This is a genomic window from Streptomyces sp. NPDC050619, assembly GCF_040654815.1.
In the GTDB taxonomy this organism is placed as follows: domain Bacteria; phylum Actinomycetota; class Actinomycetes; order Streptomycetales; family Streptomycetaceae; genus Streptomyces.
In genome coordinates this window covers 260,809-285,919 of the sequence record NZ_JBFAIR010000010.1, presented here as the reverse complement: position 1 = coordinate 285,919, position 25,111 = coordinate 260,809, and the positions used below count along the sequence as shown (strand labels likewise).

Sequence of the window (25,111 nt, the reverse complement as noted above, 5' to 3'; positions counted from 1 at the left end):
AGCGCTCCCACGGTACCTGACACATACACATCCCGCACGTTCCCCGCCCGAGCCGCAGCTAGAACTAACGGGCCCAACAACGCCGTTGGCCGGGGGGTCGGCACGTCAGGGCAACAGGAGGACGCAATGCGAGCACCTACCCGCTTCGCCCGCCGGACGACGGTCGTCGCGGCCGTTGCCGCGCTGGGCGCCGGGCTGCTGGCCGGCTGTGCCGACGACGGCGACGACGGCGACGAGGGGTCGTCTTCGGGCGGCAGCGGCAAGACCACGATCACTCTGGGACTCTTCGGCACTCAGGGCTTCAAAGAGGCCGGTCTGTACAAGGAGTACGAGAAGCTCAACCCGGACATCAAGATCGCCGAGAACGTCGTCGAGCGGAACGAGAACTACTACCCGCCGCTCCTCAACCACCTCACCACCGGGAGCGGCCTCCAGGACATCCAGGCCGTCGAGGTCGGCAACATCGCCGAGATCACCGAGACCCAGGCCTCGAAGCTGATGGACATGTCCAAGGTGGAGGGCGTCCAGGCGAGCGGCTGGCTCGACTGGAAGTGGAAGCAGGCCACCACCAAGGACGGCCAGACGATCGGGCTCGGCACCGACATCGGCCCGATGGCCATCTGCTACCGCAAGGACCTGTTCGAGGCGGCCGGCCTGCCCACCGACCGCGAGGAAGTGGGCAAGCTGTGGGCGGGCGACTGGGAGAAGTTCGTCCAGGCGGGCCAGACCTACAAGAAGAAGGCCCCGAAGGGCACCACCTTCGTGGACTCGCCCGGCGGCATGCTGAACGCCATCCTCAGCAGTGAGAGCGAGAAGTTCTACGACTCCTCCGGCGAGGTCGTCTACAAGTCGAACCCGGCCGTCAAGGCCGCCTTCGACCTGACCGCGAAGGCCGCCGAGGAAGGGCTGACCGGAAAGCAGACGCAGTTCCAGCCCGCCTGGAACACGACGATCGCCAACAGCAAGTTCGCCGCGATGTCCTGCCCGCCGTGGATGCTCGGCTACATCAAGGGCCAGTCGAAGCCGGAGGCCGCGGGCAAGTGGGACGTGGCCGTACCGCCCAAGGTCGGCAACTGGGGCGGTACCTTCCTGACCGTGCCCAAGTCGGGCAAGAACACGGAGGAGGCGGCGAAGCTGGTGGCCTGGCTGACCGCGCCCGAGCAGCAGGCGAAGCTCTTCAGCGTGCAGGGCAGCTTCCCGAGCGCGCCGGCCGCGTACGACCTGCCTCTCGTGAAGAACGCGAAGAACGACATGACGGGTGAGGCCCCGATCGGCGAGATCTTCGCCCAGGCGGCCAAGGACATTCCCGTGCAGGTCATCGGCCCGAAGGACCAGATCATCCAGCAGGGTCTGACCGACAACGGCGTCATCCTCGTGACCCAGGGCAAGTCGCCCGAGGACGCCTGGGAGACGGCCACCAAGACCATCGACAACAACCTGGAGAAGTGACCGGTATGTCCGCCCGGCACGACACCGCCGCGCCCCCCGAGAAGGAGGGGGGCGCGGCCCCGGCCCGTCCGCCCGCCGATCCCGTATCCGAGGCCGACGAGCGCCGCCGGGCCCGGCTCTCCCGCCGATGGCAGCGCGACATGCGCTGGAGTCCGTACGCGTTCGTCTCGCCGTTCTTCCTGCTGTTCCTCGCGTTCGGTCTGTTCCCGCTGCTCTACACCGCCTGGGCGTCCCTGCACACGGTGGAGCTGACGGCGCCGACGGACATGGAGTGGGCGGGGCTGCGCAACTACACCCGCATCTTCGACGACGAGTTCTTCTGGAACGCGGCGAAGAACACCCTGACCATCGGCATCATCTCGACGGTCCCGCAGCTGCTGATGGCGATGGGCCTGGCGCACATCCTCAACTACAAGCTGCGCGCCTCGACCTTCTACCGGGTCGCGATGCTCGCGCCGTACGCGACGTCGATCGCCGCGGCCTCCCTCGTCTTCGTCCTGCTCTTCGGCCGCGACTACGGCATGATCAACTGGGCGCTGAACTTCGTCGGCATCGGCGACATCGACTGGCAGAACGACAAGTGGCCCTCCCAGATAGCGGTCTCCACGATCGTCATCTGGCGCTGGACCGGCTACAACGCGCTGATCTACCTGGCCGCGATGCAGGCGATCCCGCAGGACCTGTACGAGTCCGCGGCCCTCGACGGCGCCTCGCGCTGGCGGCAGTTCCTCCATGTGACCCTGCCCTCGCTGCGCCCGACGATCCTGTTCACCGTGGTCGTCTCGACCATCGGTGCCACCCAGCTCTTCGGTGAGCCCCTGCTGTTCGATCCGAACAAGGGTGCGTCCGGCGGCCCGCAGCACGAGTTCCAGACGCTCGGGCTCTATCTGTACGAGCAGGGCTGGGTCAACCTGCACCTGGGCCGGGCCTCCGCCATCGCCTGGGCGATGTTCCTGATCCTCATCGTGATCGGAGTCATCAACTACGTCATCTCGCGCCGGCTGCGCGCCAGTAGTTAAGGAGAACCGGCCGTGACGACGACACTGACGAAACCGCCCGCCCCCGAGGACGCACCCCGCAGGCGGCTGCGCTCCAAGGCCAAGCAGGCCGGCGGGCAGATGCACGCGGGATGGATCGCGTACATCATCCTTGCCCTGTTCACCCTCGGCTCGCTGTTCCCGCTGGTGTGGACGGCGATCGCCGCCTCGCGCGACAACAACCGGCTCGCGCAGACCCCGCCGCCGTTCTGGTTCGGCGGGGAACTGCTCGACAAGCTCGAACTGGCCTGGGACAACGCCAACATGGGCGAGGCGGTGATCAACACCACACTGGTGGCCGGAACCTCGGCGATCACCATCGTGTTCCTGTCCACGATCGCCGGCTTCGCCTTCGCCAAGCTGCGCTTCAGGGGGCGGGGCGCGCTGATGCTGCTGGTGATCGGCACCATGATGGTGCCACCGCAGCTCATGATCATCCCGCTCTACATGATGGTCGCCGAGCTCGGCTGGACCGACCAGCTCCAGGCCGTGATCCTGCCCTCGCTGGTGAACGCCTTCGGGGTGTTCTTCATGCGGCAGTACCTGATCCAGGCCCTGCCCGACGAGATCATCGAGGCGGCCCGGGTCGACGGCGCGAGCAGCTGGCGCGTGATCTGGCACGTGGTGTTCCCGGCGGCCCGGCCCGCGATGGCCGTGCTGGGCATGCTGATGTTCGTACAGACCTGGAACGACTTCCTGTGGCCGTTCCTGGTCCTGACCCAGACCGGCAACCCGACCGTGCAGGTCGCGGTGGCGGGCCTCGGCCGGGGCTTCACGCCCGACCAGTCGCTGATCATGGCGGGCGCGCTGCTGGGCACACTGCCGCTGCTGATCGTTTTCGCGATCTTCGGCAAGCAGATTGTGGGCGGGATCATGCAGGGGGCGGTCAAGGGCTGAGGCCTGGTTTCTCCGTCCTTCTTCGCCGCTTCGGTTGTTCGCTTCTTCGCTTCTTCGGGGGCCGGGTCACCGCAGCCTCGGCCCCTTCCTCTCCTCCCCCCTCCTCTTCTCCCCCTCGCCCCCTTCTTTCTCCTACCCGTCGGTCTCCAAGACCTCCTATGGGAGCGCTTCCATGCCTGAGTCCGTAACGCCGGCGATCCCGGCGACCTTTCCCCCCGCCTTCCTCTGGGGCGCCGCGACCTCCGCCTATCAGATCGAGGGGGCGGTGCGGGAGGACGGCCGTACGCCCTCCATCTGGGACACCTTCAGCCATACGCCGGGCAAGACGGCCGGCGGCGAGACCGGTGACATCGCTGTCGACCACTACCACCGCTACCGCGACGACGTGGCGATGATGGCGGAGCTGGGCCTGACGGCGTACCGCTTCTCGATCTCCTGGCCGCGGGTGCAGCCGACGGGCCGGGGCCCGGCGGTCCAGGTCGGCCTGGACTTCTACCGCCGGCTGGTCGACGAGCTGCTCGCGCACGGCATCAAGCCGGCCGTCACCCTCTACCACTGGGATCTGCCACAGGAGCTGGAGGACGCGGGCGGCTGGCCGGAGCGCGACACGGCGTACCGCTTCGCCGAGTACGCGCAGATCGTCGGCGAGGCGCTCGGCGACCGGGTGGAGCAGTGGATCACCCTCAACGAGCCGTGGTGCAGCGCCTTCCTGGGGTACGCCTCCGGGGTGCACGCGCCCGGCCGCACGGACCCGGCGGCCTCCCTGAAGGCCGCGCACCACCTGAACCTGGCGCACGGCCTGGGCACGACAGCCCTGCGAGGCGTGATGCCGGCCCGCAACTCGGTCGCGGTGAGCCTCAACTCGTCCGTCGTCAGGCCGTTTTCCTCGTCCCCGGCGGACCTGGCGGCCGTCCGGAAGATCGACGACCTCGCCAACGGCGTCTTCCACGGCCCGATGCTGCACGGCGCCTACCCGCAGACGCTGCTGGCCGCGACGGCATCGCTCACCGACTGGTCCTACGTCCACGACGGCGACCTCGCGGCGATCAACCAGCCACTGGACGCGCTGGGGTTGAACTACTACACCCCCGCACTGGTGTCGGCGGCGGAGACTGACGTGGACGGCCCGCGCGCCGACGGCCACGGCGCGAGCGAGCACTCCCCCTGGCCCGCCGCGGACGACGTCGCCTTCCACCAAACCCCCGGCGAGCGCACGGAGATGGGCTGGACGATCGACCCGACCGGCCTGCACGACCTGATCATGCGGTACACGAGGGAGGCCCCGGGTCTGCCGCTGTACGTGACGGAGAACGGCGCGGCGTACGACGACAAGCCCGACCCCGAGGGCCGCGTGCACGACCCCGAGCGGATCGCCTACCTGCACGGCCACCTGAGGGCGGTCCGCCGGGCCATCGCGGACGGCGCGGACGTCCGCGGCTACTACCTGTGGTCCCTGATGGACAACTTCGAGTGGGCGTACGGCTACGGCAAGCGCTTCGGCGCGGTGTACGTCGACTACGCGACCCTGGCACGGACGCCGAAGTCGAGCGCCCTGTGGTACGGGCAGGCCGCACGGACGAAGACGCTGCCGCCGGTGGCAGCGGTCGAATAGGCCATTTTCCTGGGGGAGCGGGGAAGGGGTGCGGCACCTGAGGGGGGTGCCGCACCCCGCGCGTCTGGCTTCAGGTACGCCAGGTGTTCAGGATGCGTGCAGTGTCCCGGAAACTCGCCTCATGGGAGCGGATCGCCGCGGAGGCGAGGTACACGTCCTTGGGAGACGGCGGGGCAACTGTCTCACCGGAGGCATCCATGTAGGCGTACGCACAGGCCCACCCGATGACAGCGTTGTAGTCGGCGAACGGTTCCAGGCGGATGCCCGTGTGCCAGAACGTCGCCGCGCGGGTGGCGACCTCCTCGTAGTAGAGGGTCTCGGCAGGCTGCTCATACCGGTGACGGTCGGCCATCGCGGCCAGGGCGCCCCAGTCGGTGATATCGAGATTGAGCGGGGCGACACGGGACTGGACGTCGAGGATCCAGCCTGCGTCGACGCGGATGATCGAACTCAACGCCAGCCCTCCGCGGAGTCGGCGAAGGCGGCCAGGCCGATCTCGATGCCCTTGTCCACATTCCGGAGGAACGCGGCTCGCTGCGCTTCGGCCACGAGCAGGTCGTGAGCAAGGGCGCGGGTGGACTTGCCGAGGGCACGGGCGTACTGGTTGACCGCCGCGAGTTCTTCGGCGGTGAGTTCCACGGTGATCTTCGGCATGGCTTCGACGGTACCAGCCGTGACGGCACCAGTGGTATCACGCAGACGAGAAGGTGCACCCAGGCGTTCAGGCATCCCGGCCCACCTCGAACCAGGTGGCCTTGCCCCGGCCGGGACCGTGCGTGCACACGCCCCAGGCGTCGGCACCGTACGAGATGAGCTGCATGCCACGGCCGCCCTCGTCATCGAGGGCGGCCGTCGGCGTGCGGACGGAGGGCAGCCCCGGGGCTTCGTCGTGGATGAGGACGCGGAGGCGGTGTGGGTCGGTCCAGCCGGCGTGGAGGGTGACGGGGGTGGTGCAGCCCTTGTCCGTGCAGGCGTTGATGGCGTTGGTGACTGCCTCTGAGGTCAACAGGAGTGCGGTGTCGGTGAGTTCGGGGCGGTAGGAGGTGGTGAGGAGGGTGCGGATGGTTTCGCGGGCCGTTCGGGCCCAGGCGGGGTGGGGTGGGAAGACGAGGGAGACGGTGTTCGGTCGGTCGTCCATGGGGGCCTTTCTAGGACAGACGCCTACGCGGTGACCAGGTCCGGGCCTCAACTGGAGTGAGAGCGGGGGTACTTCCTCGTGGGGGCGGCGTGATGGGGTCGCTTCGAAGCTAGGACCACTCATGGGAAAGTTACAACCGTGTACGCCGACTTCCCCCCTCAAGAGTGACGCCCCGCCAAGCTGGTGGACGCTCGTACAAGCCACGGGGCAAACTGCGCCGCATGCCACCGAGGACCAACCCCAGCGAGCGGCAGCGGCGTCTGGGTGCAGAGCTGCGCAAACTGCGTGAGCGAGCCGGGCTGTCGGGCGAAGCCGCCGCCGAGTTGATCGAGGCCGAGCGCACCAGGATCAGCCACATCGAAACCGGCCGGGTCGACGTTCCGCGCAACGGTCTCTACAAATTGCTCCGCGCATACGGCTGCCCCGACGGCGCCTACTTCGACGGCCTGATGGCGATGGCTCTGGAGAGCGGCAAGGGCTGGTGGGGCGAGTTCAGCGACACGATCGGGCCCGCAGCACGGGACCTGGCAGAACTCGAATCGCGGTCAACCGTGCTACGGACGCACGAACCGATGCTCATCCCGGGAATGCTCCAGACCGAGGACTACGCCCGCGCCGTACTCGAAGCGACCGAGGAGGACCCGCAACGGGCGGACCGATACGCCCAGTTCCGTCTGGCCCGGCAGCGCGTACTGACCGCCGACTCCCCCGTGAGCTATCGCGCCGTCATCCATGAAGCCGCGCTGCACACCCGCGTAGGCGGGCCCGCGACCATGCGCAGGCAGCTCCTGAGGCTGATCGAGATCTCCCGGCTGCCCAACGTGACGGTGCAGGTGTACCCGTTCGAGGCAGGGAACTACGCCGCGCACACCCAGTCGTTCGTCATCTACGGCGCCGCGACCCCCGAACTGGACACGGTCTACCTTGAGCATCCGACGAAGTCGCTCTTCCTGAGGGATGGAGAGCAACTCGACGAGTACGCGAAGATGTTCGAGCGACTCTCTGAGCTTGCGCTGGCACCGGTCGATCCGGAATCGGCACCGGAGTCGCACGAGTCACGCGACTCGCTGAGCCTGGTCCAGCACGTGATGTACACCCTCTGAAAGGAACCGGCATGCCCCAACTCACCTGGCAGAAGTCTTCGTTCAGCTCCGGCGGCGAGGGCAACTGCGTAGAGCTGGCGGCATCAACTTCATCCCTCATCCACCTCCGCGAAAGCGACCACCCTCACCAGCTCGCTACGACCACACCCCACGCCCTGGCGAACCTGCTGCACGCGGTGAAGGCCGGACACCTCAGTCGCTGAGCCCCCGGTGCGCTCAGCACGCAGTGGCCACCACCGTCTCCGGGTCGCCGTCGAGCGCCGTCGCGGTCACCCAGCCCGTTTCGCCAGTGCCACGCCGCAGTTGGATCCACACATCGCTGGTCCTGCCGTGCGCGGTGACCTCCTCGCCGTGCCGCCGGCACAGCGCGTCGTAGGTGAGCCCCTCGGCGACGCTGCTGACCTGGGCGCCGGCGGTGCTCGGTTCGGTGCGGACCGGGGCGTTCCCGGTGGCGAGGACGGTCGTGGTGGCCAGGTCCGGCGGCGTGGCGGTGGGCGAAGCCGAGCTGTCCGTCGGTGTCGGGGAGGGCTCCTCGGGTGGTGCCACGACGAACACCGTGGCCACCCGGCGTTCGTCGGTGGTGACCTTGTCGCCCGGGCCGGGGGCGCCGTCGCCGACCGGCGGCAGCTGGACCTCGCCGCCGGGCACGGTCGTGGGGACGACCACTCGGGACACCGTGCCCTCGTCGCCGTCCGCGGCCTCCGCGGCGTACTGGACGTTCAGGCAGGCCGCGGCCAACCCGGCGACGGTGTCCTCGACGGAGTCACCGGCCGACACCTCGGGCAACTGGACCTCGGTGCTGCCGGAGTCGCGGCAGGTGGACGCCGACGCCGTGGGGACCGGTGTGTCCTGTGGGACGTCGGAGATCTTCAGCCGTGTGACCTCGCCGGGCTCGGCTTCGGTGGCGTCGATGCGGAGCAGGCCGCCTTGCGCCGAGGCGAGCGACTGGCCGTCGAGTTCCGGCTCGATTCTGCGGTCGGTGCGGATCAGATAACCGGCTTCCACCAATCCGAGTTTCGGTTTGACGTATCGGAAGACCGCGGTCAGATATCTTTTGGGGCTGACGGAGAACTGATGTTCCACCCCGGCGTCCACAGAGAAGATCCCGATGGGCGTCACGATCGCCTTTCCTGCCGAGATGGAGATCTTTCCCGAGGCGTCCAAGGTGAAAGTGACGGGCGCGAAGGCCGGAGTGAAGGAAACGGACGGGTCGGAGTCCTCGCAGCCCGCCGCGCCCACCAGGGCCAGCAGTGACACCCCGGCCAGCAGCAAAGAGAGCAGACGTGCCCGTGCGTGATCCATGAATCCCCCGATCCCCACGCCTTGCGGCTCATGCATCGTAGCGGCGTAAATCGAGGCGGTACCCTGATTTTCCGATTGATTCTGCAGAGGAGGGGAAATTCAGGTTCCCGTTCGGAATTAGTATCGACTCAGTGGAAGCGCGGATCTCGTATCACCACAACATCCCCGGGCGGCACATGAATTGACCAGGCCGGAGCTGCTCCGTCGATCAGCCGACGTGGGTGGCGATGGTTCGCGCGCACACCAGGGACTCCGTATGTGTGGTGTCCACTTCCACGTCGTAGATCACGCCCTCGTGCACCACATCCGCCTGCGACGCGGCCATTCCCTGGACCCGGTCTCCCCGTGCGACCTCCCGGCCGGCGGCGACCGCGCTCTCGCACCGGACGCCGACCCACAGCACGTCCAGGTCGCCGAGTACCTTCTGCCACCGCTGCTGGGACGCCGCTCCGCCGAGGAAGACGTCGTCGATGACGACCCTGGCGCCAGCCCGGGCCATCGCCACGAGGCCCTCCGTCCAGGCCGTCTGTAGCGCCATGAAGTCCGGCCCGACGCTCACCGCGCCGTCCGCTTCGAACTTGATCCCCTCGTCGGACGCCCGCATCTTCGCGGGGAGCGCCTCGACGAACGAATCGACGCCGAACGCCAGCCACGGATCAGGAAGCACCGCCTGAAGGCACCGTACGATCCCGGACTTCCCCGAGCTGGAACCGCCGTTGAGGATGATCACCTGAGTCGTCACCGCGCCACCGTACGGCGCCTTGCGCACGGCACGAAGCGAATATCGGCTGACGCCGCTCTGCCCCTACCTAGTTGTTGCGGGTCAGGACGTTGCTGACGGTGCCGTTGGCAACGACTTGGGCGGGTAGCTGCGCAGGACGAGTGAGGTGGTGACCGGTCCGTAACGGGCGAGGGAGTCCACGATCTGTTCAAGTCGTTCGGCGTGAGAACAGTGCACGTCGAGCAGCAGGCAGTCCTCGCCAGTCACGCGAAGGGTCGAGACGATCTCGGGTGTCTTGCTGGCAAGGGTGAGGGCTGGGGACAGCTGCGCGTGGGTGGTGCGTAGCCGGACGATGGCGTGGATGTTCAATCCGACTGCGGCTGGGGCGACGACGGCACGGTAGCTGGTGATGATCCCGTTCTTCTCCAGGCGTTGGATGCGGGCGCCGGCTGCCGGCTGGGACAGCCCGACGCGGCGTCCGACCTCCGCTCCGGTGAGCCGGCCGTCGGTCTGGAGCAGTTCCAAAATGGCACGGTCGATCTCGTCGAGTGATTCCATCGTTGTCACCCCTACTTTCTTTGAGATCACTTGCTGAGCCCGATCGTTGCCGCTGATCCATCGAGAATCGCCCCAGGGTGCCCCCGCGATGTGCGTGGGCACGAATGGGAAGGGCGGTAGGCCATGGTCGCGTACGTCATCATTCCTGGGATTAACGGTTCGGATGAGCGGCACTGGCAGAGCTTGTGGGAGAAGCGGTGGGGGCCCTCAGCGGTCCGGATCGCACCGGCCTCGTGGAGCAGGCCGGACCTGTCGGACTGGGTTGCCGCAATCCAGGCTGCCTACGAGATCGCTTCCCGGCGTGATGACCAGGTGGCGTTGGTGGCTCACAGCCTTGGCTGCTGGGCAGCTGCGCACTGGCTGGAGCAGGCACGACCCGACACGGTGGCGGCGTTCCTGGTCGCACCTCCCCATCCCCAGGGACCGGCGTTCCCACGTGAGGCCGCATCGACGTTCCTAGGCCTGTCCGCTCGCCCCTTGCCGTGCCCGAGCCTGATGGTGGCCAGCGACGACGACCCCTACTGCGACCCGACGACGTCCGCCTCCTTCGCGCACGAGTGGCAGGCGCAAGGCCATCTCATCGCAGGCCACGGCCACATCAATTCCGACAGCGACCTCGGTGACTGGCAGGCGGGCTTGGAACTCCTTCGCACACTCGTCGACCGCTGAGAAGGGCGGCACCGTCTGATCGACCGCTGCCGGAACCGCCCGATCGCCCACGTCGCCGCAGAGATGGGAATAGATCGACATACGGGAATTGATCAGCACAGAGATGCGCGAGACGCTCGTGAGCAACATGTCCGACAAGTTCTCGCAGCTGACGACACCCAGCCCACACGGCAGATGACGATCAACGACGTCTCATTACCCCAACCGAAACGGCGAGGCTGACGATCAATTACTGGTGCAGGGCACCAGGCGGGTATGGCCTTCAGTCCGGTACGCAGCGGTTCCGCTGCTTCATCCGCTCCCGGCAGGTGTGAGGCCGGTCCGCGCCATGTCACCACACCCGCCCACGCGAGCGGGCAGGTGTGGTGGGGCGAGTGGGCTGTCAGCCGAGGCTGAGGATGGCCTTGACCAGCAGGTCGGGCTGCTGTTCCTGCAGGAAGTGACCGGCGTGGGGGACCGTCACGTGGTCCCGCCCCTTCGCACCCGGGACGCGGGCCTGGAGGGCCTGCTCGTGGGAGCGGGTGAGCTGTTCGTCTTCGGCGAAGGCGGTCAGGAACGGCTTGTCGAAGGCTGCCAGTCCGGCCCAGGCGCGGCGCAGCATCGAGGCGGGCGGGTCTGCGTCGTCGAGCGGTACGAGGTGCGGGAACTGCCGTGCCCCGGCGAGGTGCCGATCGGAGGGGAAGGGGGCGCCGTAGGCGGCGGCATCCTCCTCGGTCAGGGCGTCGCCGCTCACGCTGAGAGCACTGGCGACCGCCCGCGGAACGGTCAGGCCGGGTGACTCGGACATCTCCCGCCATTGCAGGAATGCGCCGAATTTCTGCGCGAACTGCTCCTGGGTCAGTGTGGCCAGGAAGTCCGGATCGATCAGGCCGGTGTTGGAGGCGACCACGGCCGCGAACCGGTCGGGCGTGAGCCCGACGTGCACGTTGAAGATGAACCCGCCCCAGTCCTGGCCGAACAGGGTGATGTCGGTGAGGCCGAGCTGGTCCAGCCAGTCACCGGTCCAGGCGACGTGGGACTCGTAGGTGTACGCGGCCGGGTCGACCGGCTTGTCCGAGCGGCCGAGCCCGATCAGATCCGGGACCAGGACCCGTCGGCCCGCTGCCACCAGACCGGGAATCATTTTGCGGTACAGATAGCCCCAGGTTGGCGCTCCGTGAGCGAGCACCACGACCGGACCGCCGGACGGCCCCTCGTCGACGTAGTGCATCCGCAGGCCCTCGCCGACCGTGACGTACCGCGGCTCGTACGGCCAGTCAGCGAGAGCGGTAAAACGCTCGTCCGGGGTTCGTTCGACGTGCCTGCCGGCTGATGAGAACGACATGTCATCCCCCTCTTCGCAATGTCGATGTCTTTGACATAACTCGGCTGATGAAATGACGTCTTAAGGCTTGAGCACCGCCAGTACATCGTCGAGCGGAACGTCGGCGGGGTCACTCATATCGAGACCATCGAACGTCTGCCAGATATAGGACGCCGCCCCGCTCTCCCGCAGCGGATGCAAGTCGGCCAGGTCCGGGTCGTCCCGGAAGGTGTTGAACGCCTCTTCGGACTCCCATTCAACGAGAAACAGAACCTGCCGTGGCGCGAGGTCACCGGCTACGTTGTCTCGGAAACGGCCGAACGCCACCATTCGACCGCCATATTGCGGAGCCGCTTCGGGCAAACGGCTGAAATATGCGAGGTACTTCTCCAGGTCGGTCACGTCAAACATATTCAGGGCGTAAAACTTCTTCTTCTGCGAATTCGTACTCATTGTCAATACCCTTTCCGGTATCAGGAAACTGGTGTTCGCTGCTCTGGGCGGGCGCGGGGCACCGGCGGCAGGACACTCAGCCGGTCAGCTTGTTCAGCGTGCGGATCCGCCTGTCCAAGAACCAGGCGGGAACGAACCGCAGGCGGCTCGCGCGTCCGGCCCTGGGGCCGTGTCGCGACCGGCGCCGGCCACGTCGAAACCCGCTGCGACCAGCGCGAGCGCGGTTTTCTTGCCGATACCCCAGGACGCGCCCGCCACGAGGGCCACCGGTCGATTGGTCGTCATCATGCGCTCCCGGACTCTCGACGGAAACCGATCGGTTTCGCCGTGCCTCACGGTAAACCGAACGGTTTCCAATGCGCAAGCTCAGGTAGGAAACTGATCTCGGGCACATGTCACCGGGGTGCTGGCCCGCGAGGGGCCGGCCGGACTCACCAGCCGGGCCGTCACCGCCGAGGCCGACTGTGCCAAGGGCGTCCTGCACAGTCACTTCGCCGACCTGGACGACTTCGTGGCCCAGCTGGTGCTGCTCCGCTTCGAGGAGCTCGCCCACGCGGCCGCCGCGCTTCCCGCCCGCGCCGGAACCGACACCGTCAGCGTGAACCTGACCGCGGTGGCTGCCCTCCTGCTCGGCTCCCCGGGCCCCGCGCTGAGCGCCCTGGCCCTCACCCGGCCCGGAGCCACGGAGCGCATCCACGCCGCCTGGGAACAGGGGGACCCGGGTTCGGCGCCTTCGAGGGCTCGCTCACGGCCTACCTCCAGGCCGAGCAGCGCCTCGGACGGGTGCCCGCCACCCGCGACTGCGCCGCCCTGGCCCTCGCCCTGACCGGCACCACCCACCACCCACCACCCACCACCCACCACCTGTTGATGATCACCTGGCCTGCGGGCCGCGACCCCCTGGCCCGGATCGAGCACCTCATCGGATTTGGCTGGTGACGGGGCCGGTGCTCGGGACGGCGTTGTGCCGCTGCCCTTCCGGTGGCCTGTCCCTCACTGGCTGAGGACGGTCATCCGCTGGAGGTTGTAGGCGAAGATCCCGAGTCCGGCCCAAGTCTGGGCCCCGGCCAGGCGGCGCAGTCGCGTGCGACGGAAGCCGAAGCTGCGCTTGACGTGACTGATGTGGGCCTCGACACCGACCCAGGCGGCGTTCAGCTCGTCCACGGTCTGCGCTCCGCTGCGGATCGCCACCGGCCGGCTCCCGGGCACGCTCTCCGCCCGAGGGCGATCCCTCGCCGCCCAGCTCGGTGAGCGTCGCCGCAACGACGGACTCGCCGCCGTCTTCGTCTCCGATCTGCACCGGGCCGGCAGCCGAACGCTCTCGGCACCTCGATGTCCCCTTCCCTCAAGGACAAAGCTATCGCCAGGTCATCACGGCCACCGCCGACTTCCTCCACGATCTCGCCGCCGGCTGGAGCGGACAACGCGCCCTGGTCATCGCCCACTCGGCCAACAAGCGGGCCCTCCCCTCAACCCGCAAGACCTTCACGGCCACAGCACTAGCGGATGAGCCCCGCCACGACGGTGGTGATGGTGCGCTCGACGACCGCGTCGCGCTGGTCGGCGGGGAGCAGGGCCAGTGGGCCGTCGAGGATGAGCAGGGAGAGGCCATGGACCGTCGACCAGGCGGCGACCTCGGCGGCGGGGCGGTTCTCCGGCCGCATGCGGCCTGCGGCCACGAGTGCGTCGAGGGTGTCCGTGAGTTCCCTGAACGCCGCGAACTCCGCCCCCTCCTCGGGGGCTTCGAGGCCGGTGAAGTCGCTCCTCTCGGCCTCGGACGTGCGGCAGAACGCGGTGCGGTAGAGCCCGGGGTGCTCGATCGCGAACCGGACATATCCGCGCCCGATCGCCTCGGCTCGGCGCACGGCCTCCTCGCCCGGGTCGTCGAGTTTGGGCAGTGCGCGCACGTCCTCGGTCATCGAGGCGGCGAGTGCCTGCTGGCCGCGTAGCTTCACGGCCTTCAGGAGGTCTGCCTGGCCGTTGAAGTGGCGGTACGCGGCCGTGGGCGACACCCCTACGCTGCGGGCCGCCTCGCGCAGGACGACCCGCTCGGGGCCGCCGGCGACCGCGAGTCCGACGGCGGCCTCGATCAGCGCGTTGCGGAGATCGCCGTGGTGGTAGCGGGTTCTGCCGCTCGTGATCGATGCCATGACCCCATCCTGCCTGAACCTCTGACCTCATCCTGCCCAAAGTTGACGACATTAACATCTCCCAAGTTGACGCCGTTAACTTCCTGTGCCAACGTCGGTGTTAACGGCGTAAACATCCAGTATTCCGGAGGCGATCCCCGTGTTCGACCGCATCGCCGAACTGGCCCTCCACCGGAGCCGGCTCGTACTGACACTCACCGTGCTCTTCCTGGTCGCCATGGGCGTCATCGGCGTCGGGGCGTTCGGCAAGCTCCAGAGCGGCGGCTTCGACGATCCGAACGCGCCCTCGACCCGTGCCCAGGAGGTCATCGACGACAGGTTCGGCGGTGAGAGCAACCTGGTCCTGCTGGTCCGCCCCGACGACGGCTCCGACAGCGGCGGGGTCAGCTCCGCCGCCGCCGAGCGCGCCGGCCAGTCCCTCACCTCGCGGCTCAAGGACGAACCCAGTCTTTCGAACGTGATCTCCTACTGGGACAGCGGCAGCTCCGCGCTGACCTCCCGGGACGGCGACCAGGCGCTGGTGCTGGCCCACGTCAAGGGCGACGAGACCGAGCGGGGCGACAACGCCTCGGCGATCATCGACGAGTACACCGGCGACCGGAACGGACTGAGCGTGCGGGCGGGCGGCGAGGCCGCGGTCGGCGACGACATACCCACCCAGGTCGCCAAGGACCTCGCCGTGGCCGAGACGATCGCCGTCCCGCTGATCCTCATCCTGCTCGTGATCGCCTTCGGCAGCCTCGTCGCGGCCCTGCTGCCCCTGGTCATCGGGCTGATCGCCATCGTCGGCACCTTTGCCGAGCTCTATCTGCTCGGCAGCCTCACCAACGTGTCGGTGTTCTCGATCAACCTCACCACCGCCCTCGGCCTGGGCCTCGGCATCGACTACGCCCTGCTCATGATCAGCCGGTTCCGCGAGCATCTCGCGGAGGGCGCCGAGGTGCCCGAAGCGCTCCGGCACACGGTACGGACGGCCGGGCGGACCATCACCTTCTCCGCCGCGACCGTCGCCGCCGCGCTCGCCGCCCTGCTCGTCTTCCCGCAGTTCTTCCTGCGGTCCTTCGCCTACGCCGGCATCGGCGTGGTGATCATCGCCGCCGTCAGCGCGCTGCTCGTCATGCCGGCGCTGCTCGCGGTGCTGGGCCACCGGATCAACAAGGGCCGGCTGCCCTGGGCGGAGACCGTACGGAGTCCCGAGGCACCCCTGTGGGCCCGGCTGTCCCGGACGGTCATGCGCAGGCCCGCCCTGACCGCGCTACCGGTCCTCGCGATCCTGCTGCTCGCCGCGAGTCCGCTGCTCGGCGTCACCTTCGGCACGCCGGACGAGCGGGTGCTGCCCACCAGCGCGCAGAGCCGGCAGGTCGCCACCGTGATGCGGAGCGACTTCAGGGGCAGTGACGAGTCGGCGGTGCAGATCGTCACGACGGGGGCCGTGGCCCCGGCCGACCTGCGCACCTACGCGGCGACCCTCTCGCGGCTCGACGGCGCGGCGCGCGTCGAGACCTCCGCGGGCGCCTACAGCGACGGCCGGTCCGCCCAGCCCGGTCCCGCGGCCGCCGCCCTCGGCCGGCCGGACGCCCAGCGGATCACCGTCCTCACCGGCCTCACTCCCAAGTCGGACGAGGCCCAGGACCTGGTCAAGGCCGTACGCGCGGTGGATCCGCCCGGCGGGACCGAGACACTGGTCGGCGGCACCGACGCACGGCTCGTCGACGCCAAGTCCTCGATCGCCGACCGGCTCCCGGCCGCGATCGGCCTGGTCGCGGTGACCACCTTCCTGATCCTCTTCCTCTTCACCGGCAGCGTGGTCCAGCCGCTGCGCGCCCTGGTCCTCAACGCCATCAGCCTCACCGCGGCCATCGGCGTCATGGTGTGGATCTTCCAGGACGGCCATCTGTCGTCCTGGCTCGGCTTCACTCCCCAGCCCATGGACACGTCCATGACGGTGCTCATGTTCTGCATCGCCTTCGGCCTGTCCATGGACTACGAGGTCTTCGTGACCAGCCGTATCAAGGAGCTCCACGACGCCGGCGCCGACACGGAGACCGCCGTCACCAGCGGCCTCTCCCACACCGGGCGGATCGTGACCATGGCGGCCGGCCTCCTCGCCGTCAGCTTCTTCGCCTTCGGCACGGCCGACGTCAGCTTCATCCAGATGTTCGGCCTCGGCAGCGGGCTGGCCATTCTGATCGACGCGGTGGCCGTACGCGGTGTGCTCGTCCCGGCGGCCATGCGGCTCCTGGGCCGTACGGCCTGGTACGCGCCGAGGCCATTGCGCGCGGTGCACGACCGCATGGGCCTCAGCGAGAGCGCCGCCGAGAACCCCGAAGGCGAGAATCCCGAAGGCGAGAACCTCAAGGGCACAAAGCCACGGTCGCGGGCCGAGGTCTGATCCGAGGTGGGTCGGGTGCGTTACTTGTAGGCGCCGAACGCCTTGGTGAAGGCGAACGGGTCCTGGACGATCGAGCTGCACGTCGCGTCCGCTGTGGGCTTGGCGCCGCCCGCGCACTGCTTGTCGCGGGTGGCGGACCACATGGACAGCCGGCCGAGGCCCTTCGACTCGGCGAAGTCCACCAGTTGGGCGGCGTCGTCGATCTTGAAGATCTCGCTGGCCACATCGTTGACGCCGATCATCGGCGTGACCGCGACCGCCTGCCAGGCCGCGCTGTCGCTCAGCCCGAGCACGCCCTTGATCTGCGCCTGGGTGGCGGTGGCGGCCTGCTCGGCGTAGGTGCCCATGTCGCCGCTGTACGACGCTCCGTAGTCCATCGCCATGATGTTGACGGTGTCGATCCGCACGCCGTTGGACTCCGCGTCGGCCAGCAGGTTCACGCCGTCCTGGGTCAGGCCCTCGGGCATGACGGGGAGGGTGAAGGAGACGTCCAGGTCGGGGTGGAGCTGCTGGAGCTTCGCGATGGCCTGCGCGCGGCGCGTGTTCGCGGCCGTGTCCGGCAGCGCGCCGCCCTCGATGTCGAAGTCGACCTTGGTGAGGTCGTACGCGTCCACGACCTTGCCGTACGCCGTCGCCAGCGCGTCCGCCGAGGAGCACGCCGTGGCCAGCTCGGCCCCGGCCGCACCGCCGAAGGAGACGCGGACGTCACCGCCCTTGGCACGCAGCGCGCCGATCTGGGCGGCCACGGCGTCACTGCCGAGGTCGGTGACGCCGCCCCACTTGGGCGTGCAGCCGCCGCCGTCGGTGACGAAGGCGAGGGTGTAGTCCCGCACGCCGGTCGCCTCGGCGCTCGCGACCAGGTCGAAGGCCGGGTAGAGGGAGGTGTCGACGTACGGGGCGAAGCCGGCGTCGGCGGTGGTGCCACTGCCGGTACCGGTGCTCTGCGAGGGGGAGGCCGTCGCCGTGGGTGTGGCGGTCGGTGTCGCGGACTCCGTCGGGCGATTGCTCGGCTTCGGCGCAGGGACGTCGTCCGCGGAGCACGTGGCGCCGCCTATGAGGCAGCCGGCGGGGTTGCCGGTGCCGCTGACCACGAAACCGACGGTGACCGACTCACCGGCGGCCAGCCCGTCCGTGTCCCACTTCGGCGGCTTCACGGTGACGTGCTGACCGCTGACGCTCGACTCGGCGTTCCAGAGGGAGCCGAGCGTGGATCCGGAGGGCAGGTCGAACTCCAGCGTCCAGTCGCTCTGCGCCGCACCGCTGGTGTTCGTGACGACGTACTGGGCGGTGTAACCCGTCGACCAGGCACTGGTCCTGGTGTACGCGGCGCCGACGCCGGCCGCCTGGGCAGTTCCACTGGACACGAGGGCGCCGCCGCCGACCACCGCGGCGGCGACTAACCCGCCGATCGCCTTGCTCCTACCGCTCACCTTGCGCCGGTGCGTGCTCATCGCGTGCCTGCCTTCACTCTTCACGGGGTGGGTGCGGCAGCACGCTAGCGATCCGGAATCGGGCAAAGTGCCTGATCCGGACGGGAGTTGGCGATCTTAGGGTGCGCTTAAGGAAGGGATCGGGAGCGGTTAAAGGTAGAGACCAATCGGCCGGGGCGACGGCGTCGTACGGAGCCTCGATGCCCGCGCCCCACAGGCGCGTGCTCCCGCCCGTCCAGCTGGATCCAGATCCGTACCTCGGTCCCGCCGAGCACGGAGGAGCCGATCCGCACGTCCCCGCCCGTCGACTCCGCGAGCCGCCGCACGATGTCCAGCCCGAGCCCGGTCGATCCGTCGTTCCCCGAACCCCGGCCGCGCGCCATCGCCGCCTGGGGGTCGGATATGCCGGGCCCCGCGTCCGACACGAGCACGATCACCGCGTCCTCGCCGTTGTGCAGGTCGACCGCGAAGGCCGTGCCCTCCCGGGTGTGCCGGAAGACGTTGCCGAGCAGGGCGTCCAGGGCGGCGGCCAGGTCGGCGCGGGCCACGGGTATGCGCACCGGCCGGTCGGCCCCGGCCACCCGCCACTTGCGGCCCTCGTCCTCCGCCAGCGCCGACCAGAACGCCATCCGCTCGCGCACCACCTCGGCCGCGTCGCACCCGGCGCCCGGCCCGGCCGCGCCGGTCTGCGGCTTGGCGTCCCGGGCCGTCCGGATGATCATGTCGATCTCGCGCTCCAACTGGGCGACCGCGGAGCGCGTCTGGTCGGCGGCCGGCCCCTCGCCGAGCGAGGCCGCGTTCAGCCGCAGCACGGTCAGCGGCGTGCGCAGCCGGTGGGACAGATCGGCCGCCAACTCCCGCTCGTTGGCGAGGAGTTGTACGACCTGATCGGCCATGGAGTTGAACGCGACCGCCGCCAGCCGCAGTTCGGTCGGCCCCTCCTCCGGCACTCTCGCCCCCAGCTTCCCCTCCCCCAGTTCGTGCGCACCCTCGACCAGCCGCTGAGCCGGCCGCACCATCCGTACGCCCAGCCGGTCGGCGACCGCGACCGAGCCGACGACCAGCGCGACACCGACCGCGGCGAGCACCGCCCAGGCGGTGGCCACCCCGTTGCTGACCTCGGACTCGGGGACGTACACCTCGACGACCGCGATCTCACCGGAGCTCAGCGCGACCGGCTGGAGCAGCGTGGAGCCGCCGGACACCCCGCTGGTGGAGGCCCGCCCCAGCTTCCGCACGGTCGCGATGTCCCCGTCGGTGGCGCGCTGCCGTCCGATGTCCAGTGTCGCGGCGTCGTCGCCCGCCGCACCGTCGCCCGCCGGTATGTGCACGGCCATCCCGGCGTCCGAGCCCGCGGAGGCGACGACGCGCTCCAGCTGGTCGCGGTCGGTGGTGATGGACAGGGCCGGGGCGACGGCCGCCGCCTCCCGCTCGGCGTTGGAGAAGGCGCGGTCGCGGGCCATCTCCTTGATGACGAGTCCGAGTGGGATCGCGAAAGCGGCAACGACCATCGTGGTGACCGCGAGCGAGACCTTGACCAGTGCCCATCTCATCGCGCCGGCTCCGCTCCCGGTGGCTGAGTGCCGGCCGGCTCCGTGACCGGCGGCTCCAGCTTCACGCCGACGCCCCGCAGCGTGTGCAGATAGCGGGGCCGTGCGGCCGTCTCACCTAATTTGCGGCGCAGCCAGGACAGATGGACGTCGATGGTCTGATCGTCGCCGTACGACTGGTGCCACACCTCGGTGAGCAGCTCCTTGCGCGATACGACGACGCCGGGCCGGCCGGCCAGGAAGGCGAGCAGGTCGAACTCGCGCCGGGTGAGGTCGAGTCGTACGCCGTCCAGCTCGGCCTGGCGCCGCAGCGGGTCGACGGTCAGGCCGCCGACGCGCAGCACGGTCTGCGACGCCGCGTCCCCGGTGGTTAAACGGGAGCGGCGGAGCACGGCGGCGATCCGCGCGGACAGATGCTCGACGGAGAACGGCTTGGTCAGGTAGTCGTCCGCACCGTCGTTCAGCAGCCGGACGATCTCCGTCTCGTCGTCCCGGGCGGTGGCGATGATCACCGGGACGTCCGTGATGCCGCGCAGCATCTTCAGGGCCTCGGCGCCGTCCAGATCGGGCAGTCCGAGGTCCAGGATGACCACGTCGAAACGGATATGAGCGACCTCGCGCAGCGCCTCCAGCGCCGTCCCGACGCTGCGCACGGTGTGCGAGGCGTCGGCCAGATGCCGGATGAGCGCCGAGCGTACGAACTGGTCGTCCTCGACCACGAGCACACTTGCCATGCGCCGCACCGTACGCCATGCGGGAGAGGTCGTTCCGGCGCCTGTGGACAACTTCGCGCATGTGGACAACGGTCCGTGAAATCGGGGACGCGGGAGACCGGGGACACCGGTGGGACACGTGCGGCAGTATGGCCCGCGATGCTGAGAGGACTCGTACACGTACTGGCTTGGACGCTCGCCACGGGCGCGGCGGTCACGCTGTCGTGGTGGGGCGTGCACACGGTGATGGCGGGCACGGCGTACGACCCGCCGCGCGCCCTGCCCATCACGGCGGCCGACACGACCACGCGGGGACCGAAGCCGCTGACGTCGTCGACGAACCGGCCGTCCCCGTCGAAGAGTCCGTCGCGGACCCCGTCGCCCAGTCCCAGCGAGACGCCGTCCCGCAAGCCCGCCGCCACCCCCTCGACGACCGCGAACCCCAGCCCCTCCCCCACCACTTCGGGCCAGGTCAAGAGCTACGACACCGACGGCGGACGCGCGGTCTTCGACCTCGGCAGGACGTCCGCGACGCTCGTGTCGGCGACGCCAGGCACCGGCTGGTCGATGCAGGTGTGGAAGACGGAGTCGTGGATCCGCGTGGAGTTCAGCTCGGGCGCGGACCGGGTGTCGGTGTTCTGCACCTGGCACGACGGGCCGCCGCGGGTGGAGATCGGGAACTACTGAGCCGTCTGAAGAACAGTCATCTGAAAAGCAGTCACCGGAACACGGACGGCGGTGGCGCCGGCGAGGCCACCGCCGCGGAGTCCGTCACCGGTACGGCGCCTCCGGTGAAGTCGGTGAGCGGCTTGCCGTGTTCGACGCGGCCCGGGTGCGGATCCGAGGCGGCGCGGCGGATGAGTTCGGCGAGCGGGAGCGGGTGGTCGGCGGCGAGGAGGACCGCGTTGCCGAAGCGTTTGCCGCGCAGCACGGTCGGATCGGCGATGAGCGCGAGCTGCGGGAAGCGGGCCGCCGCGGTGGCGATCTGGCCGCGCAGGTGGGCCAGCGGCGGCCCGTCGGCGAGGTTGGCGGCATAGAAACCGCCCGGCTTCAGCGCCCGGCGGACATCGTCGAGGAACTCGGTCGAGGTGAGGTGGGCCGGGGTGCGGGCACCGCTGAACACGTCGGCGATGACGAGGTCGGCCCATCCGTCGGGCACCTTGGCGAGGCCTTCCCGGGCGTCCGTCGAGCGCACCCGTATCCGGATGTTCGGCGCCAACGGCAGCTCCCGGCGGACCAGTTGGACGAGGGCCGCGTCGCGCTCGACGACCTGCTGGGTGGAGCGGGGGCGGGTGGCGGCGACATAGCGGGCCAGCGTCAGCGCGCCGCCGCCGAGGTGCACGGCGTGCACGGGCTTGCCGGGCGGTGCGGCCAGGTCGATGACGTGTCCGAGCCGCCGCTGGTACTCGAAGGAGAGATACGCCGGGTCGTCGAGATCGACGTGCGACTGCGGCGCCCCGTCGACGAGCAGCGTCCAGGCCCGCGACCGGTCCGGGTCGGGGATGAGCTCGGCGAGCCCGCCGTCGACTGCTTCGACGACGGCGGCGGCTGTGCCGGCCCGCCGGGGGTTCCTGGACTTTCCCATCCCACCATTATCAGGGGGGTTCGGGGAGGCCGGCCCAGCGAGCCCGCGTGGCCGTCACAGGCAGTTGTCCGCCGCCTCGATCAACCGCGCAGCCTCACCCAGCGCCGCCCGCAGCACCGCCGGATCGGTCGCCAGGTCCGCCTCCCCGGGGGGCAGCAACCAGTCCGACCCTTCCACCGGCGGCTCGGGGCTCAGTCGCAGCCCGCCCCCGTCGGTCTCCGTGCAGGTACTGCCCGGCACGTCCCAGCCGGCCGCGGTCCCCGGCGGCACCAGGAATCCGAGCGTGTCGTCACCGTCGTCGTGCAGTACGGGCCCCACCGCGTCGCCCGCCCCCCGGCGCAGGATGTCGACGGCCTCGAGTCCCTGGCGCGTCGGCACCGTGACGAGATCGCACGCGCTGTCCGGACATGCGGGCGGCCACGAAGGCGGCGCGCTGGACGTCATCGGCGCCATCGGCGTCATGGACGTGCTGGACGTCACGGACGCCGCTGACGTCATGGACGTCACCGGCGTACAGGGATCGACGCTCTGGCTGGTCTCCATCCCGGCCTCCACCACCACGGAACCCCTCCTCCAACGAGCGGCTCGGGAGTCGGGCGCCTCCCGGTCCGCAGAGTTCAACGCGCCGGCACGTCAACGGCTACGGCGGAAGACCGCCGCAAAGGATGGCAGTTCATGGCAGATCGCGGATGAGATATCCCGTTTGTAGCCAAACACAGCGTGGGGGGTCGGGCACAGCGGGTACGTTCATGCCCGCCGGAAACAGGGTGCCACACGCACAACTCACCCCTAATCCGGCATGGTTCGACGGTTCGCACGAGAGGACCCGGCCATGGCGTCGTCAACGGTGACCTCACCCCAGCCCCCCAGACCACCGCAGCCGAATCTCGCGTTCCGGCAGTTGCGCGGACAGCGATCGCCGGCCGAGTTCGCCGCGGCGGTACGGCGGGCCGCCCGCGAGATCGGCGAGCGGGTCTGCTGTGACGCGCGCTATGTGGGCCGGGTCGAGGCGGGCGAGATCCGCTGCCCCAACTACGCGTATGAACGGGTGTTCCTGCATATGTTCCCCGGCCGCACGCTCACCGACCTGGGGTTCGCGCCCCGCTCGTCCGTGCGCGGACGAGCGCGCACCACGGATGACGCGGATGAGACGAAAGGGGCCTGCGAGCCGTATGAGACACAGAATCCGCCCGACCCGCACCAGAGCGACCACCAGAACGACGAGATCTACGAGGAGAGCGACGTGCTGCGTCGCCTATTCATGACCAGCGGCGCCACTGTGGCCGCCGCCTCACTGAGCCCCCTGGGGCTCGCCCACGACGCCTCGGCCGCGCAGAGCCCTGTGCGTCGCGCCGGCGCGAGTGAGGCGGGCGCCCTCGAAGAGGCCGTCCGCAGGATCCGGCTGCTCGACGACCGGCACGGCGCGGACGGCCTCTACCGGCGCGCTGCGGCTCCCCTGCGCGCCGCGTACGCGCTGCTCGACGCCGGGGCGACCCGGCGGACGACCGCCGACCGGCTCCACTCGGGCGCCGGTGAACTGGCCATCTCGGTGGGCTGGCTGGCCCACGACTCGGGCCGCTTCGACGACGCCCGCTCGCACTACGCGGAGGCCCTCGCCACCGCCCGGATGAACGGCGACGAGGCCCTGGAGGCACACGCCTTCTGCAATACGGCCTTCCTCGCGCGCGATGCCGGGCGGCCCCGGGAGGCCCTGCGCGCCGCGCAGGCCGCGCAACGCGCCGCGCGCTCCCTGGGTTCCGCCCGCCTGATGTCGCTGCTCGCGCTGCGCGAGGCGGGCGGCTGGGCCGGGCTCGCCGACCGCACCGGCTGCGAACAGGCGCTCGCCCGCGCGCAGGCCCTCTTTGAGCGAGGCCACTCGGACGCCGACCCCGAGTGGATGAGCTTCTACGGGGAGGCCGAGCTGGAGGGGCTGGAGGCGCAGTGCTGGTCGACGCTGGGCGACTGGCGGCGGGCGGCCCGGCACGCGGGCCGTGCGGCCCAGCTCCAGGACCCGCACTTCACGCGGAACCTGGCGCTGTACACGGCGGAACTGGCGGACGACCTCGCGCGCGGCGGGCGTCCCGACGAGGCCGCGGCGGCGGGGATGCGGGTGCTGGACCTGCTGGGCGAGGTCCAGTCGTCACGCATCCAGACGATGCTGGCGGGCACGGCCCGAGTCCTGCTGCCGCACCGGCGGGCATCGGGGGTGTCGGCGTTCCTGGAGAGGCACGCGAGCCTGCCGCGGACGCCGTAGCGAAAGGGCGCCAGTCGCTCGGCTAGGCGAGGTGCCCCAGGTCGTTCCAGCTCTCGATGGCCGGCTCCCCGTACGCCCAGCCCAGGACGGACAGGGAGGTCGGGTTGAGCCGGATCCGGGCGGCGAAGTCGAGCGGCAGACCCAGCCATCGCGCTCCGATGGACCGCAGGATGTGCCCGTGCGCGAAGACCAGCACGTCCCGGTCCTCCGCGCGGGCCCAGGCCACCACCTCGTCCGCCCGGGCCGTGACCTCGGCGAGGGACTCGCCCTCCGGCACACCGTCGCGCCAGATGAGCCAGCCGGGCCTCAGCTCCTGGATGTCCTGCGGGGTCATGCCCTCGTAGGTGCCGTAGTCCCACTCCATGAGCGTGTCCCAGGTGCTCGCGCGTTCCCCGAACCCGGCGAGTTCGCACGTCTCACGCGCGCGTGCCAGCGGGCTGGTGCGCACCTCGGCCCCCGGAAGGCCGTCGAACGGCGCCCGGTGCAGGCGCTCGCCGAGCTGTTTGGCGCCGCGCCGGCCCTCTTCGAGGAGTGGCACGTCGGTCCTGCCGGTGTGCTTGCCGGACAGCGACCACTGGGTCTGTCCGTGCCGGGCCAGCAGGATGCGCGGTGCCATGAAGAGACCCTTCCGGGAGAAATGAGAGGCGGAGCGCCTCCATCATCGCGCACGCTGTACAGGGGCAACCCGGCGGGCGATCTTTGCGTCCTTGAGGGGCAGGGGCGCTCCGTGAGGGCGCGCACATACGCCGTAAAGTGGCACGACCGGCCGGACACCACCGGGCGCGCGCGGAACGA

General features: G+C 69.7%; 28 protein-coding genes and 2 pseudogenes. 13 read left to right on the top strand and 17 right to left on the bottom strand.

Annotation, left to right across the window (positions count from 1 at the left end):
• Positions 1–126: 126 nt before the first annotated feature.
• The 4 genes from AB0I77_RS19315 to AB0I77_RS19300 all read left to right on the top strand — a co-directional run bounded on the left by AB0I77_RS19315 (position 127) and on the right by AB0I77_RS19300 (position 4,995).
• A complete protein-coding gene (locus AB0I77_RS19315; RefSeq protein ID WP_363283783.1) occupies positions 127–1,449 on the top strand; it encodes an extracellular solute-binding protein in 1,323 nt (440 codons plus the stop codon).
• 5 nt (positions 1,450–1,454) lie between these two features.
• Entirely contained in the window at positions 1,455–2,468 is a 1,014-nt protein-coding gene (locus tag AB0I77_RS19310; protein ID WP_363283808.1) for a sugar ABC transporter permease, read from the top strand.
• 12 nt (positions 2,469–2,480) lie between these two features.
• Complete coding sequence (locus tag AB0I77_RS19305) at positions 2,481–3,383, top strand: carbohydrate ABC transporter permease (protein WP_363283782.1); 903 nt, start codon at positions 2,481–2,483, stop codon at positions 3,381–3,383.
• 172 nt (positions 3,384–3,555) lie between these two features.
• Positions 3,556–4,995: a GH1 family beta-glucosidase gene (locus AB0I77_RS19300; RefSeq protein WP_363283781.1), complete on the top strand. Its 1,440-nt coding sequence runs from the start codon at positions 3,556–3,558 to the stop codon at positions 4,993–4,995.
• Positions 4,996–5,065: 70 nt separating this feature from the next.
• Here AB0I77_RS19300 and AB0I77_RS19295 read toward each other — a convergent pair whose 3' ends face one another.
• The 3 genes from AB0I77_RS19295 to AB0I77_RS19285 all read right to left on the bottom strand — a co-directional run bounded on the left by AB0I77_RS19295 (position 5,066) and on the right by AB0I77_RS19285 (position 6,133).
• On the bottom strand, positions 5,066–5,449 hold the full coding sequence (locus AB0I77_RS19295; protein WP_363283780.1) for a hypothetical protein: 384 nt from the start codon (positions 5,447–5,449) through the stop codon (positions 5,066–5,068).
• Positions 5,446–5,649: a hypothetical protein gene (locus AB0I77_RS19290; protein WP_363283779.1), complete on the bottom strand. Its 204-nt coding sequence runs from the start codon at positions 5,647–5,649 to the stop codon at positions 5,446–5,448. Before AB0I77_RS19290 ends, AB0I77_RS19295 begins: the two co-directional genes overlap by 4 nt.
• A 67-nt stretch (positions 5,650–5,716) precedes the next feature.
• Positions 5,717–6,133, bottom strand: a complete 417-nt coding sequence (locus tag AB0I77_RS19285) for an ATP-binding protein (protein ID WP_363283778.1) — start codon at positions 6,131–6,133, stop codon at positions 5,717–5,719.
• A 221-nt stretch (positions 6,134–6,354) separates the two neighbouring features.
• Between AB0I77_RS19285 and AB0I77_RS19280 the strand changes: the two genes are divergently transcribed.
• Complete coding sequence (locus tag AB0I77_RS19280; protein ID WP_363283777.1) at positions 6,355–7,236, top strand: helix-turn-helix transcriptional regulator; 882 nt, start codon at positions 6,355–6,357, stop codon at positions 7,234–7,236.
• Positions 7,237–7,247: 11 nt separating this feature from the next.
• On the top strand, positions 7,248–7,439 hold the full coding sequence (locus AB0I77_RS19275; RefSeq protein WP_363283776.1) for a DUF397 domain-containing protein: 192 nt from the start codon (positions 7,248–7,250) through the stop codon (positions 7,437–7,439).
• Between the two features lie 13 nt (positions 7,440–7,452).
• Here the strand turns inward: AB0I77_RS19275 and AB0I77_RS19270 are convergent, their stop codons facing one another.
• The 3 genes from AB0I77_RS19270 to AB0I77_RS19260 form a co-directional block, all read right to left on the bottom strand.
• Positions 7,453–8,538 (bottom strand): SH3 domain-containing protein, encoded by a 1,086-nt coding sequence (locus AB0I77_RS19270; protein ID WP_363283775.1) that lies wholly within the window; start codon positions 8,536–8,538, stop codon positions 7,453–7,455.
• A 208-nt stretch (positions 8,539–8,746) separates the two neighbouring features.
• Positions 8,747–9,280, bottom strand: a complete 534-nt coding sequence (cpt, locus tag AB0I77_RS19265) for a chloramphenicol phosphotransferase CPT (RefSeq protein WP_363283774.1) — start codon at positions 9,278–9,280, stop codon at positions 8,747–8,749.
• An 81-nt stretch (positions 9,281–9,361) separates the two neighbouring features.
• Entirely contained in the window at positions 9,362–9,817 is a 456-nt protein-coding gene (locus tag AB0I77_RS19260) for an Lrp/AsnC family transcriptional regulator (RefSeq protein ID WP_363283773.1), read from the bottom strand.
• Between the two features lie 123 nt (positions 9,818–9,940).
• On the opposite strand from AB0I77_RS19260, the gene AB0I77_RS19255 reads away from it, so the two are divergent.
• Positions 9,941–10,486, top strand: coding sequence for an alpha/beta hydrolase (locus tag AB0I77_RS19255; RefSeq protein ID WP_363283772.1), 546 nt, complete (start codon positions 9,941–9,943; stop codon positions 10,484–10,486).
• A gap of 382 nt (positions 10,487–10,868) precedes the next feature.
• Here the strand turns inward: AB0I77_RS19255 and AB0I77_RS19250 are convergent, their stop codons facing one another.
• The 3 genes and pseudogenes from AB0I77_RS19250 to AB0I77_RS19240 form a co-directional block, all read right to left on the bottom strand.
• Entirely contained in the window at positions 10,869–11,810 is a 942-nt protein-coding gene (locus AB0I77_RS19250; protein ID WP_363283771.1) for a haloalkane dehalogenase, read from the bottom strand.
• Between the two features lie 60 nt (positions 11,811–11,870).
• Positions 11,871–12,242, bottom strand: a complete 372-nt coding sequence (locus AB0I77_RS19245; protein WP_363283769.1) for a DUF1330 domain-containing protein — start codon at positions 12,240–12,242, stop codon at positions 11,871–11,873.
• A gap of 165 nt (positions 12,243–12,407) precedes the next feature.
• Positions 12,408–12,527, bottom strand: a pseudogene (locus tag AB0I77_RS19240) (short-chain dehydrogenase/reductase); the annotation flags it as partial.
• Positions 12,528–12,645: 118 nt separating this feature from the next.
• On the opposite strand from AB0I77_RS19240, the gene AB0I77_RS19235 reads away from it, so the two are divergent.
• Both AB0I77_RS19235 and AB0I77_RS19230 read left to right on the top strand, forming a co-directional pair.
• Entirely contained in the window at positions 12,646–13,068 is a 423-nt protein-coding gene (locus tag AB0I77_RS19235) for a hypothetical protein (protein WP_363283768.1), read from the top strand.
• Positions 13,026–13,181 carry a hypothetical protein gene (locus tag AB0I77_RS19230; RefSeq protein WP_363283767.1) on the top strand — a complete coding sequence of 52 codons (156 nt, stop codon included), beginning with the start codon at positions 13,026–13,028 and terminating at the stop codon, positions 13,179–13,181. The genes AB0I77_RS19235 and AB0I77_RS19230 overlap by 43 nt, the downstream gene beginning before the upstream one ends.
• A gap of 54 nt (positions 13,182–13,235) precedes the next feature.
• On the opposite strand, the pseudogene AB0I77_RS19225 reads toward AB0I77_RS19230, so the two are convergent.
• Positions 13,236–13,382: pseudogene (locus AB0I77_RS19225) on the bottom strand (transposase); the annotation flags it as partial.
• 359 nt (positions 13,383–13,741) lie between these two features.
• Complete coding sequence (locus tag AB0I77_RS19220) at positions 13,742–14,392, bottom strand: TetR/AcrR family transcriptional regulator (RefSeq protein WP_363283766.1); 651 nt, start codon at positions 14,390–14,392, stop codon at positions 13,742–13,744.
• A gap of 139 nt (positions 14,393–14,531) precedes the next feature.
• Here AB0I77_RS19220 and AB0I77_RS19215 point away from each other — a divergent pair, with 139 nt between their 5' ends.
• Entirely contained in the window at positions 14,532–16,784 is a 2,253-nt protein-coding gene (locus tag AB0I77_RS19215; RefSeq protein WP_363283765.1) for an MMPL family transporter, read from the top strand.
• A 20-nt stretch (positions 16,785–16,804) separates the two neighbouring features.
• Here AB0I77_RS19215 and AB0I77_RS19210 read toward each other — a convergent pair whose 3' ends face one another.
• The 3 genes from AB0I77_RS19210 to AB0I77_RS19200 form a co-directional block, all read right to left on the bottom strand.
• Entirely contained in the window at positions 16,805–18,235 is a 1,431-nt protein-coding gene (locus tag AB0I77_RS19210; protein ID WP_363283764.1) for a cellulose binding domain-containing protein, read from the bottom strand.
• Between the two features lie 107 nt (positions 18,236–18,342).
• The gene (locus AB0I77_RS19205; protein WP_363283763.1) at positions 18,343–19,767 is read right to left on the bottom strand and encodes a HAMP domain-containing sensor histidine kinase; all 1,425 of its coding nucleotides are present in this window, start codon (positions 19,765–19,767) and stop codon (positions 18,343–18,345) included.
• Positions 19,764–20,498: a response regulator transcription factor gene (locus tag AB0I77_RS19200; protein WP_363283762.1), complete on the bottom strand. Its 735-nt coding sequence runs from the start codon at positions 20,496–20,498 to the stop codon at positions 19,764–19,766. Before AB0I77_RS19200 ends, AB0I77_RS19205 begins: the two co-directional genes overlap by 4 nt.
• 138 nt (positions 20,499–20,636) lie before the next feature.
• Here AB0I77_RS19200 and AB0I77_RS19195 point away from each other — a divergent pair, with 138 nt between their 5' ends.
• Positions 20,637–21,164, top strand: a complete 528-nt coding sequence (locus AB0I77_RS19195) for a hypothetical protein (protein ID WP_363283761.1) — start codon at positions 20,637–20,639, stop codon at positions 21,162–21,164.
• A 31-nt stretch (positions 21,165–21,195) separates the two neighbouring features.
• On the opposite strand, the gene AB0I77_RS19190 is transcribed toward AB0I77_RS19195, so the two are convergent.
• Complete coding sequence (locus AB0I77_RS19190) at positions 21,196–22,062, bottom strand: fused MFS/spermidine synthase (protein ID WP_363283760.1); 867 nt, start codon at positions 22,060–22,062, stop codon at positions 21,196–21,198.
• Positions 22,063–22,116: 54 nt separating this feature from the next.
• Entirely contained in the window at positions 22,117–22,560 is a 444-nt protein-coding gene (locus tag AB0I77_RS19185; protein ID WP_363283807.1) for a hypothetical protein, read from the bottom strand.
• Here AB0I77_RS19185 and AB0I77_RS19180 point away from each other — a divergent pair.
• Both AB0I77_RS19180 and AB0I77_RS19175 read left to right on the top strand, forming a co-directional pair.
• Positions 22,442–22,771 carry a hypothetical protein gene (locus AB0I77_RS19180; protein WP_363283812.1) on the top strand — a complete coding sequence of 110 codons (330 nt, stop codon included), beginning with the start codon at positions 22,442–22,444 and terminating at the stop codon, positions 22,769–22,771. The genes AB0I77_RS19185 and AB0I77_RS19180 overlap by 119 nt on opposite strands.
• A 123-nt stretch (positions 22,772–22,894) precedes the next feature.
• Complete coding sequence (locus tag AB0I77_RS19175) at positions 22,895–24,316, top strand: hypothetical protein (RefSeq protein ID WP_363283759.1); 1,422 nt, start codon at positions 22,895–22,897, stop codon at positions 24,314–24,316.
• Positions 24,317–24,338: 22 nt separating this feature from the next.
• Here AB0I77_RS19175 and AB0I77_RS19170 read toward each other — a convergent pair whose 3' ends face one another.
• Positions 24,339–24,932: a histidine phosphatase family protein gene (locus AB0I77_RS19170; RefSeq protein ID WP_363283758.1), complete on the bottom strand. Its 594-nt coding sequence runs from the start codon at positions 24,930–24,932 to the stop codon at positions 24,339–24,341.
• Between the last annotated feature and the right edge of the window lie 179 nt (positions 24,933–25,111).